This window comes from Bacillus sp. 3255 (assembly GCF_031456485.1).
GTDB lineage: Bacteria > Bacillota > Bacilli > Paenibacillales > NBRC-103111 > Paenibacillus_E.
Window position 1 is genome coordinate 226438 of record NZ_JAVDUS010000009.1, and the last position, 17916, is coordinate 244353.

The window sequence follows — 17916 nt, forward strand, 5'->3', positions numbered from 1 at the left end:
GCAAAATAAATAGGCTTCCCTGGATCCTGTCAGGAAGCAATCGGATGACGATGCTGTTCGCCGGGATGGCGTTGGTCGTCTCCGTCGTCATCGGTTATGCGGCGGCAAACCTGAATCCTGATCTCAGCATGCAAATTGCAATCCTGTCTGCGCTGCTATTTCCTGCATTCGTACTGGCTTTAATGGATTCACGGCGCTTAATTCCGTATATGCTGCTGGTTTGGGTTATTTGTCCGGAGATCCGAAGAATTCAGGATTGGGCGGAAGGCACGTATCATTCTGTCTCGCTGTTGAGCATAGCACCTCTGTTAACCAGCGCTGTGCTTATCATTCCGATTCTGTCCAAGTTTCACCAGATGGAATCCAAAATGTATAAGCTGCTGATTTATTTGGCGGTCGTGCTGCTGTATGGAAGTTTAATCGGCATCACCAAGAACGGGAGCGGAACCTTCTATGATTTGGCGAACTATGTGATTCCATTGCTGTTAATCCCGTATGCCGCCTTATCCAATTTCGATAACAAATCGCTGGACCGACTTGTTGTAACCTTCTCTAACACAGCCATTTTAGTTGCTGTGTACGGCATTATTCAGTACATCGTCGTCCCCCCTTGGGACTCGTTCTGGATGAATCACGTGGAAATGACTTCGATCGGGCGTCCCTTTCCCTTAGAAATCAGGGTGTTCTCAACGCTGAATTCCCCTGGACCTGCGGGAATGTATATGGGTACGGCGCTGGCGCCAATGATTCTGGAGAAAAAGTGGCGGGGACCGCTCGGCTGGATTGGCGTCATCTTGGTTACGGTCGGGCTGCTGATCACGTTAGTCCGGTCAGCTTGGGTCATGCTTTTCATCGATATTGCGATTTATACGGCCGTGTCGGCAGGCAAACAGAAGTGGAAGCTGATCGCTCAATTAACGGCCGTTATTGCCGCCATGTATATCATTATTCCTAAGCTGCCTGGGGCTGAGGGGCTCATAGCCCGGTTGGATACGATGACCGCGATCCAGGAAGACCACTCGTATAATGAAAGACTTGATTTCTTCCATACGGTATTCCCGATGATGTTCTCTACGCCGCAAGGATTAGGGCTGGGCAGTATCGGTGTCGGAACCAAGCTCAGCAACGATGGTGCATTAGGGGAATATGGGATTTTCGATAATGGATTTGTTGCCATCTTTCTAACGTTTGGCATTCTAGGAGGCTTTGTCTTCCTGTGGGCGTTATGGCTTGTCACCCGTTATTTGTTGGCTCAGAAGAATCAGCCGGGTGGGATTACCGCTTACGGCAAGCTGGGACTTTCCGCTTTGCAAGGAAGTATCGTTTGTCTTGTATTTGAGAATGGGTATACGGGCTTGAAAGGCTTTCTGCTGTGGATGATCGTAGGCATCGGCATCATGGCGCATCGAACGGTCGTTCAAGAGAGGAGGCATATGCCAGATGCAGCAGCCAGTCAACTTGAAATTGGTTCGCATAAAGCCACTGTTCGGCTTCATTAAGGCTTTCTTTTCGAGCAAAAGTCATTTGTCATCTTCCGTCAAAACGATGTTTATCAGTGTGCTTATCTTATTGATCAATATGCTTACGGGCATACTTACGGCACGATTTCTTGGACCGTCCGGCCGGGGGGAGCAGGCGGCTATGGTGTTGTGGTCACAATTCCTGGCTTTTAGTTTCACCTTCGGCTTGCCTTCCGCCATTATTTACAACGTGAAAAAGAACATGAAGGATTCCGCCAAGCTGTATTCGACCGCTGTACTCATGGGGCTGTCAGCAGGCTTGCTGGCGATGTGCTTAGGAATATTGGTTCTGCCTTATTGGCTCCGTTCATATTCGGACAACGTCATACTTTTCTCGCAATGGTCCATGGTGATCGTACCTCTGATCGTCTTGTCGCAGATTAATAATGCGATGATGCAGGTAAGAGGCGAGTATAAACTTTTCAATCGTCTGCGGTTCCTTATTCCGCTAAGTACGCTCATCGGCCTTGTCCTGCTAATTGTTACCAAGACCATGACGCCTTACATGTCAGCAGTCGCTTATCTCGCTCCGGCGGTTCCCTTTTACATATGGACGACTGTCCGTTTGCTTAAACAGTACGAATGGGTGATTAAGGATGTTTTTCACTCCTTTCAGACGTTGATCAAATATGGGATTGGTTCCTACGGCAACGATCTGATGGGCAATGTCTCCTATTACATCGATCAGATTGTTATTATCGGCCTGTTGAATCCGGCGGAACTTGGGCTGTATGCGGTAGCGGTGAGCTTGTCGCGTGTGGTGAACATTTTCTCGACATCGATTATCGTCGTGCTGTTCCCGAAAGCTTCGGGATTGCCCAAAGAACAAGTGGTTGAAATGACGTTCCGTGTCTATAGGATCAGCACCTGTGTAGCTTTGTTTTGCTCCCTGATGATTATGCTGGTTGCTCCCTTCGTCATGCCGCTCTTGTATGGACCTGATTTCAAAGAAGCTATCAGCGTGTTTCGCATGCTTCTGCTCGAAGTGTCCATCTCCGGCGGAACCATGGTCTTAGCTCAATCGTTCATGGCCTTGGGTAAGCCGAAGATTGTTACGATCCTGCAAGGCTTAGGGCTGCTCATCGTCATCCCTTTGTTAACGGTACTGATTCCGAAGTTCGGATTAGCCGGAGCGGGAATGGCCATTTTGTCATCGGGTATACTGCGATTCATCTTTATTCTAATTAACGTTAAATTCACTTTGAAAACGAGACTTCCAAGATTATGGCTGAATAAAGAGGATGTTCGTTGGTTACTATCAGCAATATCAGCGTATAAAACCAAGTAATTGGACATTGGGGGAGGGGCGAACGAAATGAGTCACTATCGTGACGCTGTGGGAGTGAATCGAATTTCTGTAGTCATCATTGCGCAAGACGATGAATCGAGAATAGCTAATGCGATCGCCTCCTGCAAGCCTTTTGCAGACGAAATCGTTGTCGTCGACGGCGGGAGCAAGGACGGAACCGTCCGGGTTTCCAAGCAATTAGGCTGCAAAGTGTATGTGAACGCTTGGCCGGGTTATGCCAAGCAGCGTATATACGGCAGCGATCGCGCCGCCTATGACTGGATCTTCGTCATTGATACGGACGAGGTGGTGAGCGAACAGCTGTCGGCCTCGATTCAGAAGCTGAAGAGGGAATTGGCCGATCCGTCCAAAGCGTACTCGGTTCTGCGGATCGGAGACTTCCTCGGACGCTGGATGGGGAAAGGCGAGAAGCTTGTCCGACTGTATAATCGTACGCAGATTCAATATAGGGATAGCTTGGTACACGAAACGCCGGATGTGGCGGGCGAAGATATCATATTCGTGCCGGGCGTACTCTGGCATTACGGTTTCCGCAGCATCCACGATCATCTTCAGCGCTTTAATAAATATACCGACCTGGAAGCGGAAGGCTCGGTAGCCATGGGCAAAAGATTCAGCTTGCTGCGGATGCTCGTTCGTCCTCCCTTACGATTCGTGCAGAAATATATCGTTCATGGCCTGTATAAGAAAGGGGTTCCCGGATTTGCAGTAGCTTTCTTCTGGGGTGTGTACGAATTCCTCATATGCATGAAACAATACGAGCTTGGACTTGCCCGCAAACGTGTCAAGCAGTCCCAAGACGGGCCGATCAAGGAGGGAAAAGCTTATGCAACCCTACAATAATTTGCGGATTCTGTGCACCGGAATGGGCTGGCCGTCCGCTCAGCCCGGCGGTTTAAATACGTATTTCAAGCATATCTGCGAGAGCTTGGCCAACCGTCATGAGCTTGAAGCTCTGGTATGCGTATCAAGCAAGCCGGAAGTGGTCGGACCCCTGCGCGTCACTAACGTCGCCAGTCCCGATTGGAAATTAAGCACAAGGCGCGATGCGTTCCGCATGTATGCGGCAGAATGGATGGATCAGCAGCGCGTTGACGTCGTATATGCACACTTTGCTCCTTACAGCATAGGTGTGGCGAAGGAGGCGAAGGCGCGCAATATTCCGGTTGTCATGACCTTCCATGGTCCCTGGAGCGAGGAAATAAGGCTTGAAGGGAAGGGGCTTAAGCATCGCTTCAAAACAATGGTTGCCAAAAGTTGGGAGATGAAAGCCTACCGGTTGGCGGACGCCTTCATCGTATTAAGCGAAACGTTCCGTGATATTCTTCATCGCCAGTACGGCGTCCCGCTGTCCAAGATCCATATTATCCCCGGAGGAGCGAATGTCTCACGGTTCAAACCGGCTGCGGATCGTTCGTCAATCAGAGAGAAATTGCAGCTGCCTGAAGGGAAGACGATGGTGCTCACCTTGCGGAGGCTGGTCAACCGGATGGGGCTCATTCAATTGCTGGAAGCTTGGCGTGAGGTTGCCAGCGCAATGCCCGATGCCGTGCTGTTCATCGGCGGCAAAGGTCCGCTGCGGGAGGAGCTGGAGAGCCGGATAGCTGAGTATGGGCTGCAGTCAAGCGTCCGTTTGCTGGGCTACGTCCCCGACAATGAGCTTGCCGAGTATTATCAAGCTGCGGATCTGTTCGTCGTCCCTTCTCAAGCCTTGGAAGGCTTCGGTTTAATTACCGTTGAGGCGATGGCGGCCGGCGTTCCGGTCATGGCTACTCCGATCGGCGGGAATCGTGAGATTCTTGAGAAATTCCGGCCCGATATGCTGTTCGCAGGCAAAGACAGCGGAGACATCGCCTCCGGATTGCTTCGGATCTTAAAGCATCCTGAACGGTGGCCGGGGAGCGAGCAGTGCAGAAGCCATGTGCTGGAGCATTATACGTGGGAGCGCGTATCTCAGCAGGTGAACGAAGTGTTTCATTCGGTTATCGACCTTCATCCGCATGCGAGTGGCGGGAAACAATCGGTTGAAGCGATGAGGAAAGGAGGACGGGAACAAGATGAGGGTAGCTTATCTGGATCATACCGCTAGATGGAGCGGGGGGGAAGTCGCGCTATATAATCTCATAACGAATTTTGGCGAAGCCGTGGATCCGATCGTGATTGTAGCCGAAGAGGGAGCGCTGGTCGATCGGTTAAGAGCCAAAGGAATCGATGTTCGCGTTATCCCTCTTAGCGATAAGGTGCGCAACCGCAATCGGAATGCGGTGAATGTCCAAGCGATATCGGGTGCTATGGAGCTCCTGAGCTACGGGAGAAAGGTAGCCAAATTACTCAAAGCCGAGAAGGTTGCCTGTGTACATACGAATTCTTTGAAATCCGCTTTCTATGGAGCGGTAGCCGCCAAATGGGCAGGTATTCCGCTCATCTGGCATATTCGGGATCATATTGGAGTTCCCTATCTGAAGCCGATCGTTGCGCAGGCGATTCGCTGGATGTCCCGCTTGCTGCCGAATGGGGTCATCGCCAATTCCAACTCTACTTTGAATGCTTTGAACTTGCCGAAATCCAAGAAAACCCTAGTCGTCTACTCGGCTTTCGCGAATTCAAAGATCAAGGCGGTACCGAAAGCGGAGAAGGCATGGCGTAAGCCCTATGTCGTTTTACTTGTGGGCAGGCTTGCGGAGTGGAAAGGCCAACATATTCTGCTCGAAGCGGCCAAATCGTTTCTTCCTGACGAGCAGGTTCACTTCTGGTTGGCCGGGGACGCCTTATTTGGCGAGGATGCTTATAAGAAACGCCTGCTGCAGCAAATTGCAGACAATCAGTTGACTAATGTCACCTTACTGGGCCATGTGGACGATGTGCAAGGCTTGATGCAGAAAGCGGACCTGCTGGTGCATACCTCGATCACGCCGGAGCCTTTCGGCCAAGTGATTGTGGAGGGCATGGCAGCCGGTTTGCCGGTCATTGCTTCCAATGAAGGCGGTCCGACCGAGACCGTCGTACATGGTGAAACAGGGCTTCTCATTCAGCCGGGTGACCCGGTCGTCCTGACGGATGCCATTCGCTATCTGCTGGAGCATCCTGAAGAGCGGCGCAAAATGAGCGAGAATGGCCTCAAGCGCGTGGAGCAGCATTTTGTCATCGAACGAACGGTTACCCAAATCACTCATTACTATGCAGGCTTCATTGCGAACTCGTGATGATCCCATAGTGAGTAAAGGATGGATCAAATGAAAATAGCAATTGCGCATGATTATTTGGTTCAAATGGGCGGAGCCGAAAGAGTTGTCGAGGTCTTTCACCAAATGTATCCGAGTGCACCCATTTATACGACCATGGTAAGCAACAATCGTCTGCTCGATGAGCTGCGGGATGCGGATATACGGGCTTCCTGGCTGCAGAAAATGCCCGGAGGAAAGAGCCATTTCAAAGGCATGCTTCCGTTATACCCGCTTGCGATCAAGGATTTCGACTTCCGGGAGTTTGACATTGTGCTTAGCTCAAGCAGCGCCTTCATGAAAAGTATACAGGTGCCGAAGCATACGTTTCATCTCTGTTACTGCCATACGCCGATGCGCTTTGCTTGGGATTATGACACTTATATGGAACGGCAATCCAAATCCAACGTGATGAAGGGCCTTTTGAAGATATATATCAATCAGCTCAAGCAATGGGATCAAAAGACGTCTGCGAATGTGAATCAGTTTATTGCCAATTCCTCCGTCGTGAAGAAACGGATTCGCAATTATTATCATCGCGATGCCGATGTTATTTTTCCGCCGATCAATACGAGCCGCTTTCACAGCTCACCGGTCATTGACGACTATTATTTGATCGTCTCCAGACTGGTCTCCTACAAACGAATCGATCTGGCCGTAGAAGCGTTTAATCGAAACGGGCTGCCCTTGTACATCGTGGGCGAGGGTCCCGATCTGGTCAGACTGAAGGCGATGGCCAAAGGGAATGTTCGATTCCTCGGAAGATTGGATGACGGTACAGTGACCGAGATGATGGCGCAGTGCCGGGCGTTAATTTTCCCGGGCGAAGAGGACTTCGGCATTACGCCCCTGGAGGCGAATGCGGCGGGAAGACCTGTCGTTGCGTATCAGGCGGGTGGCGCGCTGGATACGATCGTGCCTCATGTGAACGGCGTGTTCTTCAAGCGCCAGGAGGTGGAGGATCTGCTGCTCGCCATTGAGGAAGTGGAGGATCATGCTTGGAACGTGAAGCAAATCGTTCAGCACGCGCAGAAATTCGATGAGAAAACATTTATGGATAAATTGAAAAATTACATGACAAAAGCGTATCAACAATTCAGAGAGGGGCAATGATTGTATGGATATTGCAGTGATCGGAACGGGTTATGTGGGATTGGTCTCCGGGGTGTGCTTCGCGGAAACGGGCAATAACGTGATCTGTGTGGACCAGGATATGCGGAAAATCGAAAAACTGCAAAATTTGATTTCCCCGATCTATGAACCCGGCATCGAGCCGCTCATGGAGAAAAATCTGCATGCCGGCCGGCTGGCCTTTACGACGGATTTGGCTGACGCGATCGGCAAGTCGCAGCTCGTGATTATTGCCGTAGGTACCCCTTCATTGCCTAATGGCGAGGCGGATTTGTCTTATATCGAGCAGGCGGCTGCGGAGATTGGCCGAGCGATGAACGGTTATAAAATCATTGCCACGAAAAGCACGGTTCCCGTAGGTACGAACGAGCATATTCAATCGATAATTGCCATGAATACGCAGCATGCTTATGACGTCGTATCCATTCCGGAGTTTCTGCGGGAAGGTTCAGCCATTGAAGATACGCTGCATCCGGACCGAATCGTCATCGGGCTTGATAATCCGAGTCTGGCCGAACCTCTCACGGAGCTGCACCGTGCGTTCACCGAGCAAATTTTTGTCACAAGCATCCGGAGCGCAGAGATGATCAAGTACGCATCGAACGCTTTCTTGGCTACTAAAATTTCGTTCATTAATGAAATCTCTAATATTTGCGAGAAAGTGGGCGCCGATGTGACGGAGGTTGCCAAAGGGATGGGGCAAGACAAGCGAATCGGCTCTTCCTTCCTGAATGCCGGTATCGGCTATGGAGGGTCTTGCTTCCCCAAAGACACCGACGCCTTGATTCAAATTGCCGGCAACGTCGATTATGAGTTTCAATTGCTCAAGTCCGTCGTGGAAGTGAATAAATCGCAGCGGTACAAAGTGATTGCCAAGCTGGAAGCGTCTCTGGGACCGCTTAGCGGCAAAACGGTAGGCATTTGGGGATTATCCTTCAAGCCGAACACGGACGATATTCGTTATGCGCCTTCGATTGAGATCGTTGAAACGCTGATCCGGGCAGGAGCAAGGCTGAAGCTGTACGATCCCATCGCCATGGATAAGTTCAGAGAGCGCATCGATCATCCGGCGATTCAATGGTGCGAGACTGCCATGGAAGCCGCTGGCGGCGCCGATGCGCTTTGCTTGCTGACGGATTGGGAGGAATTCAAAGCTGCCCCGTTGTCACAGCTCATTTTCATCATGGAACAGCCGATTCTTATCGATGGCCGCAATGTGTACAGCCAAGAGCAGATTCAAGGAACCGGGCTCAAATATTATTCCGTCGGACGGCCGGACTTGGTTGGCGTATCCAAGCCCAAAGCTCTCGTCAGATAACCGGCTTGCATCATTACCAATAAACCGAATGGAGCGTGGTATACATGAAATTGATTCTTCTTTCCGGCGGGTCGGGGAAACGGCTGTGGCCTTTGTCCAACGATGCCAGATCCAAGCAATTCTTGAAGGTGCTTGAGGATGAGCAAGGCAGAGACGAGTCCATGGTTCAACGTGTATGGAGACAACTGAAGCATACAGGTCTTGGCGAGGATGCGTACTTGGCGACGAACCGCTCCCAGGTTGAAATGATTGTAAGCCAACTCGGCGGAGAAGCTCCGCTGATTATCGAGCCAGAGCGGAGAGATACGTTTCCGGCCATCGCCCTCGCAGCCGCCTATATGTATGATGTGGAGAGTCTGCCGCTCAGCACCGTGATCACGGTACTGCCCGTAGATCCGTACGTCGATGAAGCTTTCTTTCAGAAAATTAAACAATTGGAAGAGGTGCTGCACGAAACGGAAGCCAATTTAGCGTTAATGGGGGTCGTGCCGACGGTTCCGTCTGAGAAATACGGCTACATCGTTCCATCGGAGGAACGTCTGGAAGGGACCGAGGCGCACGCCGTCCAATATTTCTTCGAGAAGCCGAACCGTGAACAGGCGGCTGTCCTCATCGATCAGAAAGCGCTGTGGAATTGCGGCGTCTTCGCATTCCGTCTCGGCTATCTCATTGAAGTCATGATGGATAAAGGAATCCCTATTCAATATGAGGAAATGATTCGAAACTATCATAAATTAACGAAAATTAGCTTTGACTACGAAGTCGTCGAGAAGGAAGCCAGCATCGTCGTGGTACCCTACGACGGTTTTTGGAAGGATTTGGGAACTTGGAATACCCTCACGGAGGAAATGGGACGTTCCCAAATCGGAACAGGCATCGTAACGACAGATTGCGAGAATACTCATCTGATCAATGAGCTCGACATCCCTGTCACCGTGATCGGCATCCATGACGCCGTCGTTGCCGTGAGTCCGGATGGCATTCTAGTGACGAACAAGTCGGAGAGCCCCCGCATCAAGGAAGTGATGAAAACCATCGAACACCGGCCGATGTACGAGGAGCGCAGATGGGGACGATATCGCGTCATCGACTACGTCAAATACGCTGAGGACAATGAGGTGCTGACGAAACGAATTCTTGTTCACGCCGGTAAAAATATCAGTTATCAGCTGCATTATAAACGTAGTGAAGTATGGACTATCGTGAGCGGCGTTGCGGATATTATCATTAACGATAAGCTATATCAGGTGAAGCCTGGCGATGTTGTGCGGATTCCGGAAGGAACCAGACATAGTATACGGGCCATCACGGATGTTGAATTTATCGAGGTTCAAAGCGGTTCCGATCTGGTCGAAGAGGATATCGTTCGCATATGTATGGACTGGAAGGACATCTCCCTTCACCAATTTATTTAAGTTTTGTTTTGAAACAAAGAACCGCCTTCTGTTCGAATTGGGGAATGGAAGGCGATTCCTTGTTTGAAGGCATAGCTGTATGTAAGGTTTGTGCCGATATATATTTTATATTTTATTTATTCAAGAAGATGGTGAATTCTATTGTGGCAGAGGCGGGTGTAATGAAGAAGGTGGTTTCCTTATTGTTCGTGCTCTCTTTACTATTTCAACCGCAAGCTACGGCGTCGGCTGCTCCGGTCAACCCGCAAGCGTCGGTTGAAGCTAGGGAAGTGCTGCATCAATTATATGCCATCTCGGGCATAAGCACGATTAGCGGGCAGCACGATTACCTGGAAAGTCCGGATGAAATGACGAACCGTGTGAAGGATTGGACAGGGAAATATCCCGGACTTCATGGCTATGAATTCGGCGGGATTATGAATCAATCCGCCGGTCAACTGGCGGCGTTAAGACAAAAGGTTGTGAACAGCGCCATCGCCTGGCATCAGGCCGGCGGGCTGGTCACGCTATCGTATCATCAAAATATTCCCGGTACATGCCTATGTTGGTCGAATGTGCAGAAGGAGATGAGCCAAGCGGATTTCGACAAGTACGTAACCCCGGGCACTCCCCAATATACGAAACTGCTTGCCGATTTGGATGAAACGGCGGCTTATTTGGCGAAACTGAAGGATGCGGGAGTTCCCGTGCTATGGCGGCCCTATCATGAGATGAATGGGAATTGGTTCTGGTGGGGCCAGAAGGACAACTTCTCGGCGCTCTGGAATATCATGTACGACCGATTCGTGCGTGTGCATAAGCTGGATAATCTGCTCTGGGTGTGGAGTCCCAATGCGCCCAATGCGCATGCCGACCCTTATGAGGCCACATATCCGGGGGCCAATAAAGTGGATGTACTGGCGGTCGATATTTATAATAATGATTACCATCCGGATTATTATCAGCAAATCGTGCGATTGGCAGGCGGCAAACCCGTGGCGATCGGCGAGAACGGTGAGCTGCCAAGTGCGGACGTATTGAAGAATCAGCCCCGATGGGCCTATTTCATGACCTGGGGCAAGATGCTGAGTGAAAATAACCATAAAGAGGAAATCAAGTCGTTCTACTCGAATTCGAATATTCTTAGCAGGGAATTTTTCCGGACCGGGCCTATCAAACAGCCGCAGATACAACCGGTATTGCCGATATCGCCGGCGCCAGTAACGCCGGTTAGAAGAAACGGATTGCGGGGCGAATATTTTGATAACAAGGATTTGACCGGGCTGAAGGAGACGAAGACGGATACCCAAATAAATTTCAATTGGTCTAAGTCAGCCGCTTTGCCATCTTTGCAAGCAGATACGTTCTCCGTGAGATGGACGGGGAAGCTCGTACCCGCTTATACCGAAACCTATCAAATCTCGTCCGTTAGCGACGATGGGATTCGTGTCTGGGTGAACGGCAAGCTGGTTATCGACAGTTGGTTTAATCAGAGCTGGGTGGAACGAACCGGAACGATTGAACTTACCGCAGGTGTACCTGTTGACTTGAAAGTCGAGTATTACGATAATCTGAACGGTGCTGCTGTCAAACTGATGTGGAAGAGCCCTTCCCAAGCCAAAGAAATAATTCCAGCGAATGTCTTATTACTACCATGAGGGTTGAGAGGTGTCTAACATGATGAGATATGTGATTATGCCATCGGCTTTGCTGATCTTGCTGCTCTTGATCTCGGCTTCGAATAACAATGGCGCGTCGGCAAGATCAGAGGTGGTAAAGGTGATGGCACAATCCAATCAGCTTGGCGATGAGATCTGGATGTTAGGCGAACCGAACGATTCCTATTCCGAGTTTGGCCAAGAAAGCGGAGCACAGAGACGCTACACGGAAGTTACCGGCACCAGTCAGCCGGAGGTGTGGGGCTCGGTACCGCAAGGACTTAATAAGTCGTTGAATCCTGAATTGACGATTCAATATACCTTATCGGAAATCCCAAAATACGGGGTGCATTTCCGTGTGAAGATCATGGATGCGCATAAGTCCGTTCCGCAGATGGCGGTATTTTCCAATCGCATGCTTTCCGGGATTATCCAGATTGCAGGAGTCGGAGGGACGACTAGCTCCTATTCCTATAAGAAGTTATATGAACTCTATATTCCCAAAGAGCAGCTTCAGCTGGGGATGAATGAATTAAAGCTGTCGGCGACAGGCTGCCTGTACTGCAGTTCCGACGAGAATAAATTTCTATGGTGGAAATGGGATTATCTTTCGCTGGATGCGCTCGCGGCGCCGGCCGAAGAGCCCATTCATGGGCGATACGTGGAATCCGGCACGAAAGTGAGCAATTTGTCCTTTTATTACGACCAAGGAGCCGTCAAGCATCTTCCCTATGTATTGAAATGGCTGGGCATTGCGTATAGCGGCAATGTCATGAGAGTGGATTGTGCAACGGATGTCAAAGCGGGATGTTCCTCCATAAAGTCTTATTACGAAACGCTGCGAGAATATAACACACAAGCGGTTGCCCTTCATTTGCATACCGGAAATGTGAAGCTGCAAGCGGACGGAACCTTGCCGGCGGATGCACAGAACAAATTGCAGGACTATGTGACGCAGTACGGCTCCATGTTCCAATATTATGAGATCGATAACGAACCAGGCTTATTCAACCGCTCGAAAAGCGTGAACCTGGCTATTGCCGAGTGGCTCAAAGCCAACCTGCCTGAATTGGCGCCGCATGTGAAAACCGTCGCCCCGGGTTGGGCGTACGCGCCTGTATACAGCATGAGGGCATGCAGGAATCAAACCTCGATAAGCAGTCCGAGCTGCGGAGATCCTGACGGATGGGAAGGGGATCCGAACCAGCGGCTGGAGCTGGAAGAGATAACGGATTTGACGAACGGGCATGCTTATGGGACCTCTTATGTTAACAATAAAGATGGCAGCTTTGTAGAGAATCTGCGGACTTTCGGCGGCTCCGAGGACGGTTTGCCGAAGCCGATGTTGAATACGGAGTACGGCACCTCGGACAGCCATGAAGATCCCGAGGCGTATGGCGCGGCTGAGCCGCATTCAGCCGTCTTTGACCGCATTATGAGAGCTCATATCGGATATGCCGATATGTTCATGCAGCATGCGGCGTTCTACCCGCAGTATGCGTTGTTTGATCCAGGCGTCGATTTGAATACGCAAAATCCCGCACAGATGAGAATTTACAGGAATTCTCAAGAGGACGATTCGCGTGTCGGGGTGATGCGGCGCTTGAATCTGGCCTATGCAACGCATGGGAAACCGCTCGTTTACGAAATCACCAATAAGACGGAGTTAATGGATAAGCTGGTATATATCCGCAGCGTAGACACGTCGACCTTGCCTGCGCTTCCGGGATCGGGAGGGAAGTCGGATAAGATCTTGCTCAATTTCGTCAATTTCGAATCGACGGCTCAGACCATCCAGGTCAAAGTAACGATGCCGGATGCCGCAGCGTACATAGGCGAGAGGTTCGGTTCTGGGGAAACCTATGATGCGGCTCGAAGTTATGTCAGCGGCTTACAAGCAGCGCCTGAGCTGGAGTTGAAAGAGACGTTAGGACCGGGGGAAGCCGTCCAATATATTCTGACCCGAGCCGATCAGGTGAAGCCCGCCGCGCCGGCATGGATTGATGCTAAGCCCGTAAGGAATCATGCGATAGCGTTGAGCTGGGAAGAGTCCGAAGAGGGATATCAACACGATATTCTGCGTAAACCGGGCTCGGGTGAGGAAGGTTATAAGGTGATAGCCGAACAGGTGCCGGGTACCGAGTATGTAGATAAGGATACGTCGGCAGGAAATAACTACGTATATCAGGTTCGAATCTCAGGGACGGAGCAAATGTCACAACCGGCAGCTGCAACGGCTATGGATAGCGTTGCATTAGACCGGACGGCGTGGGAGGTTGCCAGCTCTTCCGGTAAGCCGCAGGGGGCGATAGACGGCAATATTTATACTCGCTGGGATACAGGAACAGCGCAAGCTCCCGGACAGTATTATCAAGTAGATATGAAAAGCGCTTCGACAATCAACCGGATCTTGCTCAGGACCGAAGGTTCGCCTAACGATTATCCGAGGTTTTATGATGTATATCTGTCTATGGATGGAGACCATTGGTCTCCATCCGTAGCGTCCGGAACTGGCTCCAGCTATTTGGACATCCGTTTCAGTCCGCAGGCTGCGAGATACATCAAGATCGTTCAGTCGAAGAAAGCGGGAAATTATTGGTCCATTCATGATTTGCAGATATATGGCACATGAATGGCAGGATGGGAACACATGAGAAGAGGTCTTTGAATAACGGGGAGATGCAGAACCTGCTGCATCTCCCCGTTATTTGTGTTATGCAGCAAGCAATGACAACGAGCGCAACTCATGACTGCGCGCCCTAACCGGCACCGCAAACGCTTGCTCCGGACGATCTGAACAAGTAGGGACTATCGACGGCAAACAAAGCCCTCCCGTATAGTGGAGCTACAGTTTCACAGCCCTACGCTGAAAGGAAGGAAGCAGCATGCAAACAAGTATAAAAGCACAAGTCGCTGCGTCAACGGCTGCGAGGTCGTCGACAATGATGGGCAGACTCGTGCGCAACCGATGGCTTTATTTCATGGTCCTCCCCGGCCTCTTGTACTTTCTCATTTTCAAGTACTGGCCGATGTACGGAATCTTCATTGCCTTCAAAGACTATCAGCCGTTTCTCGGCTTCTGGGATAGCCCGTTCGTAGGATTGAAACATTTCGAGCGTCTGTTTAGCGATTCGAACTTTCTCCTGCTGTTTCGCAATACGCTGATCTTGGCCACGTACAATATTTTATTTTTCTTCCCGCTGCCGATCGTGATTGCACTCATGCTCAACGAGTTAAGGCATGAATTCGTGAAGCGGACCGTTCAAACCTTGGTGTACATACCTCACTTCATGTCCTGGGTTGTTGTGGTAGGGGTCGCTTACATCTTCCTGACGACGGAAGGCGGTATCGTGAACGAAATGCTGGTGCGGTACGGCGGAGATAAAATTAATTTTCTGGTAAGCAACGAATGGTTCCGGACGGTCATTACGGCCGAGGTGATCTGGAAAGAAACCGGCTGGGGCACGATTATATTCCTAGCCGCGCTCGCTGGCGTCGACACGCAGCTGTATGAAGCGGCGCGCATGGATGGAGCGAATCGATTCCGCCAGCTGTGGCATATTACTTTACCGGCTATTCGCAGCACGATTGTGATTTTGCTTATTCTGCGGCTGGGCCATTTCCTCGATACCGGGTTCGAGCAGATCTTCCTGATGCTGAATGCCATGAACCGCGAGGTCGGGGAAGTGTTCGACACGTATGTTTATTCCGTAGGAATCAGCCAGGGACAGTACAGTTTCAGTACGGCCATCGGGTTGTTCAAGTCGATCGTCGGTTTGATTCTCGTCGTTGTCTCCAATTATTTGGCCAAGAAATTCGGCGAAGATGGTATTTACTAGATTAGAAAAGGAGCGTTGAACCGCTATGCCGCTCAAGCCAAGCTGGGGCAGCCGAATCTTCGATGGCGTGAACATCGTGCTGTTGATCGCGTTCGGTTTGCTGACCGTAATCCCATTCATTTATATCGTTGCCGGCTCGTTCGCTACACAGAAAGAGCTGCTGACGCGCGGGTTCATCTTATTCCCGACGGAGTTCACGCTGGATGCGTACAAGTATATTTTCTCCACCCAGACGCTGGCCCGAAGCCTATTCGTGACGATTTATATCACGGTCGTCGGAACGCTGATTAACATCTTCTTTACCTGCTTGATGGCCTATCCGTTAGCTCGGAAAGATATGGATTTCCGCAAGCCGATCCTGATGATGGTCGTCTTCACGATGCTGTTCGGCGGCGGAATGATTCCTACATTCCTTGTGGTGAAGCAGTTAGGTATGATCAACTCCTATTGGTCCTTGCTTATACCGGGGGCGATCAGCGCCTTTAACTTGATTATTATGCGCAACTTTTTCCAACAGCTGCCGGACGGCTTGGAGGAATCCGCCAAGATCGACGGCTGCAACGACTTAGGCATCTTTTTCCGCATCGTGCTGCCGCTATCCATGCCCGCGATCGCTACGTTTTCGCTCTTTTATGCGGTAGGGCATTGGAATACGTTCTTCAACGCGGTGCTGTATATCAATGACAATACCAAATGGCCGATTCAAGTGCTTTTGCGCCAGATTGTGATTCTGGCATCGGGCGGAATCGGGGATTCCACCGCGATGGATGCGGATTATGTCGCTCCGCCGGAGCAGTCCGTGAAGATGGCTGTCATTGTGGTTTCTACTCTGCCGATCCTGCTTGTATACCCGTTTTTGCAAAAGCATTTTGCCAAAGGGGTTCTGCTTGGCTCCGTGAAGGGTTGAGATATAATTGTATAGAGAACAAGGGAGGATATACGAAATGAACAGAAGACATCAGAAGACAATGGTGAAAGCCGGAGCTTTGCTAACGACCGTGGCGCTCATGATGACCGCTTGCGGCGGGAAGGATCAAGCCGCTTCCCAAGGCGCCGCCGGCGCCAATCAAGGGCCGCTGCAGCTAACCATGATGCTGCCGACATATAATCCGGAGCAGATGCCTGCGGACAGCTCGGTGCTTAAAGCGATCGAGGAGAAGACGAACACGAAGCTTACGGTGTCGTGGGTGCCTTCCTCCTCTTATTCCGATAAATTAAGCGCGACCGTCGCCTCCGGCGAGCTGCCGAAAACGTTCGTAGCGCTGGAGCCGAAGGCTTCCAATATCGTTAACGCAGCCCGCAGCGGCATGTTCTGGGAGGTTGGACCGTATCTCAAAAGCTATCCGAACCTGAGCAAGATGTCGGACATCGTCCTGAAGAACGTATCGATCGACGGCAAAGTTTATGGCGTGTACCGTGAGCGGGATCTGGCCCGATTCGGCTTGATGATTCGTCAGGATTGGTTGACGACCTTGGGCTTGCAGGCTCCGAAAAACGTAGATGAGCTGTACAACGTTCTGAAGGCTTTTGCAACAGGAGATCCGGATAAGAACGGCAAACAGGATACGATTGGACTTGCCGTAGGGATGCAGGGGAACAATATCGCCGGATTCAAAGATATTCTCGTCTATATGGGCGGTCCGAACGAGTGGGAGGTACAGAACGGCAAGCTTGTACCGGCACATATGACGGCAGCTTATTTAGAGACAATGAAGTTCTACAAGAAATTATATGATGAGAAACTTATTAACCAGGACTTCGCACTCGTTCAGGACGGCCGGGCTGTGATGAATAAAGGGCAAGCGGGCCTATGGATCGATAATATGCTGGATGGCAAAGTGATTGAAGATAACGTGAAGAAGGTCGACCCGAATGCCAAAATTAATCTCATCAACCGTATCTCCGGTCCGAATGGCGAGAAAACTCGCGCGGGCGCCGGTTACCTGGGCATGTACGTCATTCCGAAAACGAGTGTGAAGACGGAAGCGGAGCTCAAGCAAATTCTCGCGTATTTCGATAAAGTATCCGATAAGGATATTCAAAATCTGATGAAGTACGGCATTGAAGGAAAGCAGTACACGGTTGAGAACGGCAGCTACAAACAAACGCAGGATGCGAAGCTCAAATCGGAAATTCTGGACGGCAATCAGTTCATGATTATGCAGGATCAAGTGGTCAACTATGGCAACGAGTTGGAGAAGCTTAGCACGAAGCTGTTCCAGGACAATGCAACAATCGCGCTGGCGAACCCCGCCGCGCCGTTCATCTCCAATACGGAGATTGAGAAGGGCAAGGAGCTTTCGAAAATCATCGCGGATGCGACGGTAAAGTTCATCATGGGCGCGATCGGGGAGAACGAGTGGAAGCAGACCGTTGATAAATGGCTGCAAAGCGGCGGCAGCAAGGTGATTGAGGAAATGAATGCGGAATACGCCAAAGTAGCGAAGTAAGGCGGCAGCAGGATGAGGGAAGGCACGCTGGGCGTCCTTCTCTCGTTCTTCATAACACGAGAAAGGATTTAAAGAA

General features: G+C 50.7%; 13 protein-coding genes. All 13 read left to right on the top strand.

What is annotated here, in order from left to right; translation table 11 throughout:
- The first annotated feature begins 44 nt into the window (after positions 1-44).
- The 13 genes from J2X61_RS15870 (at position 45) to J2X61_RS15930 (ending at position 17840) form a co-directional block, all read left to right on the top strand.
- A complete protein-coding gene (locus tag J2X61_RS15870) occupies positions 45-1499 on the top strand; it encodes an O-antigen ligase family protein (RefSeq protein ID WP_274467686.1) in 1455 nt (484 codons plus the stop codon).
- Positions 1441-2808, top strand: a complete 1368-nt coding sequence (locus J2X61_RS15875; RefSeq protein ID WP_274467687.1) for a lipopolysaccharide biosynthesis protein — start codon at positions 1441-1443, stop codon at positions 2806-2808. Before J2X61_RS15870 ends, J2X61_RS15875 begins: the two co-directional genes overlap by 59 nt.
- Before the next feature lie 27 nt (positions 2809-2835).
- Complete coding sequence (locus J2X61_RS15880; RefSeq protein WP_274467688.1) at positions 2836-3672, top strand: glycosyltransferase family 2 protein; 837 nt, start codon at positions 2836-2838, stop codon at positions 3670-3672.
- Positions 3656-4918 carry a glycosyltransferase family 4 protein gene (locus tag J2X61_RS15885; RefSeq protein WP_310189029.1) on the top strand — a complete coding sequence of 421 codons (1263 nt, stop codon included), beginning with the start codon at positions 3656-3658 and terminating at the stop codon, positions 4916-4918. Before J2X61_RS15880 ends, J2X61_RS15885 begins: the two co-directional genes overlap by 17 nt.
- Positions 4887-6032, top strand: coding sequence for a glycosyltransferase (locus tag J2X61_RS15890; RefSeq protein WP_310189030.1), 1146 nt, complete (start codon positions 4887-4889; stop codon positions 6030-6032). Before J2X61_RS15885 ends, J2X61_RS15890 begins: the two co-directional genes overlap by 32 nt.
- Before the next feature lie 30 nt (positions 6033-6062).
- The gene (locus tag J2X61_RS15895; protein ID WP_274467691.1) at positions 6063-7163 is read left to right on the top strand and encodes a glycosyltransferase; all 1101 of its coding nucleotides are present in this window, start codon (positions 6063-6065) and stop codon (positions 7161-7163) included.
- A 4-nt stretch (positions 7164-7167) separates the two neighbouring features.
- The gene (locus J2X61_RS15900; protein WP_274467692.1) at positions 7168-8499 is read left to right on the top strand and encodes a UDP-glucose dehydrogenase family protein; all 1332 of its coding nucleotides are present in this window, start codon (positions 7168-7170) and stop codon (positions 8497-8499) included.
- A 44-nt stretch (positions 8500-8543) separates the two neighbouring features.
- Positions 8544-9914 (top strand): sugar phosphate nucleotidyltransferase, encoded by a 1371-nt coding sequence (locus J2X61_RS15905; protein ID WP_274467693.1) that lies wholly within the window; start codon positions 8544-8546, stop codon positions 9912-9914.
- Between the two features lie 161 nt (positions 9915-10075).
- Positions 10076-11551, top strand: a complete 1476-nt coding sequence (locus J2X61_RS15910; protein WP_310189034.1) for a glycosyl hydrolase — start codon at positions 10076-10078, stop codon at positions 11549-11551.
- A 19-nt stretch (positions 11552-11570) separates the two neighbouring features.
- The gene (locus J2X61_RS15915) at positions 11571-14183 is read left to right on the top strand and encodes a discoidin domain-containing protein (protein WP_274467695.1); all 2613 of its coding nucleotides are present in this window, start codon (positions 11571-11573) and stop codon (positions 14181-14183) included.
- A gap of 253 nt (positions 14184-14436) precedes the next feature.
- On the top strand, positions 14437-15390 hold the full coding sequence (locus J2X61_RS15920; RefSeq protein ID WP_274467696.1) for an ABC transporter permease: 954 nt from the start codon (positions 14437-14439) through the stop codon (positions 15388-15390).
- A 25-nt stretch (positions 15391-15415) separates the two neighbouring features.
- Complete coding sequence (locus tag J2X61_RS15925; RefSeq protein ID WP_274467697.1) at positions 15416-16297, top strand: carbohydrate ABC transporter permease; 882 nt, start codon at positions 15416-15418, stop codon at positions 16295-16297.
- Between the two features lie 37 nt (positions 16298-16334).
- On the top strand, positions 16335-17840 hold the full coding sequence (locus tag J2X61_RS15930) for an extracellular solute-binding protein (protein WP_310189037.1): 1506 nt from the start codon (positions 16335-16337) through the stop codon (positions 17838-17840).
- Positions 17841-17916 lie beyond the last annotated feature (76 nt).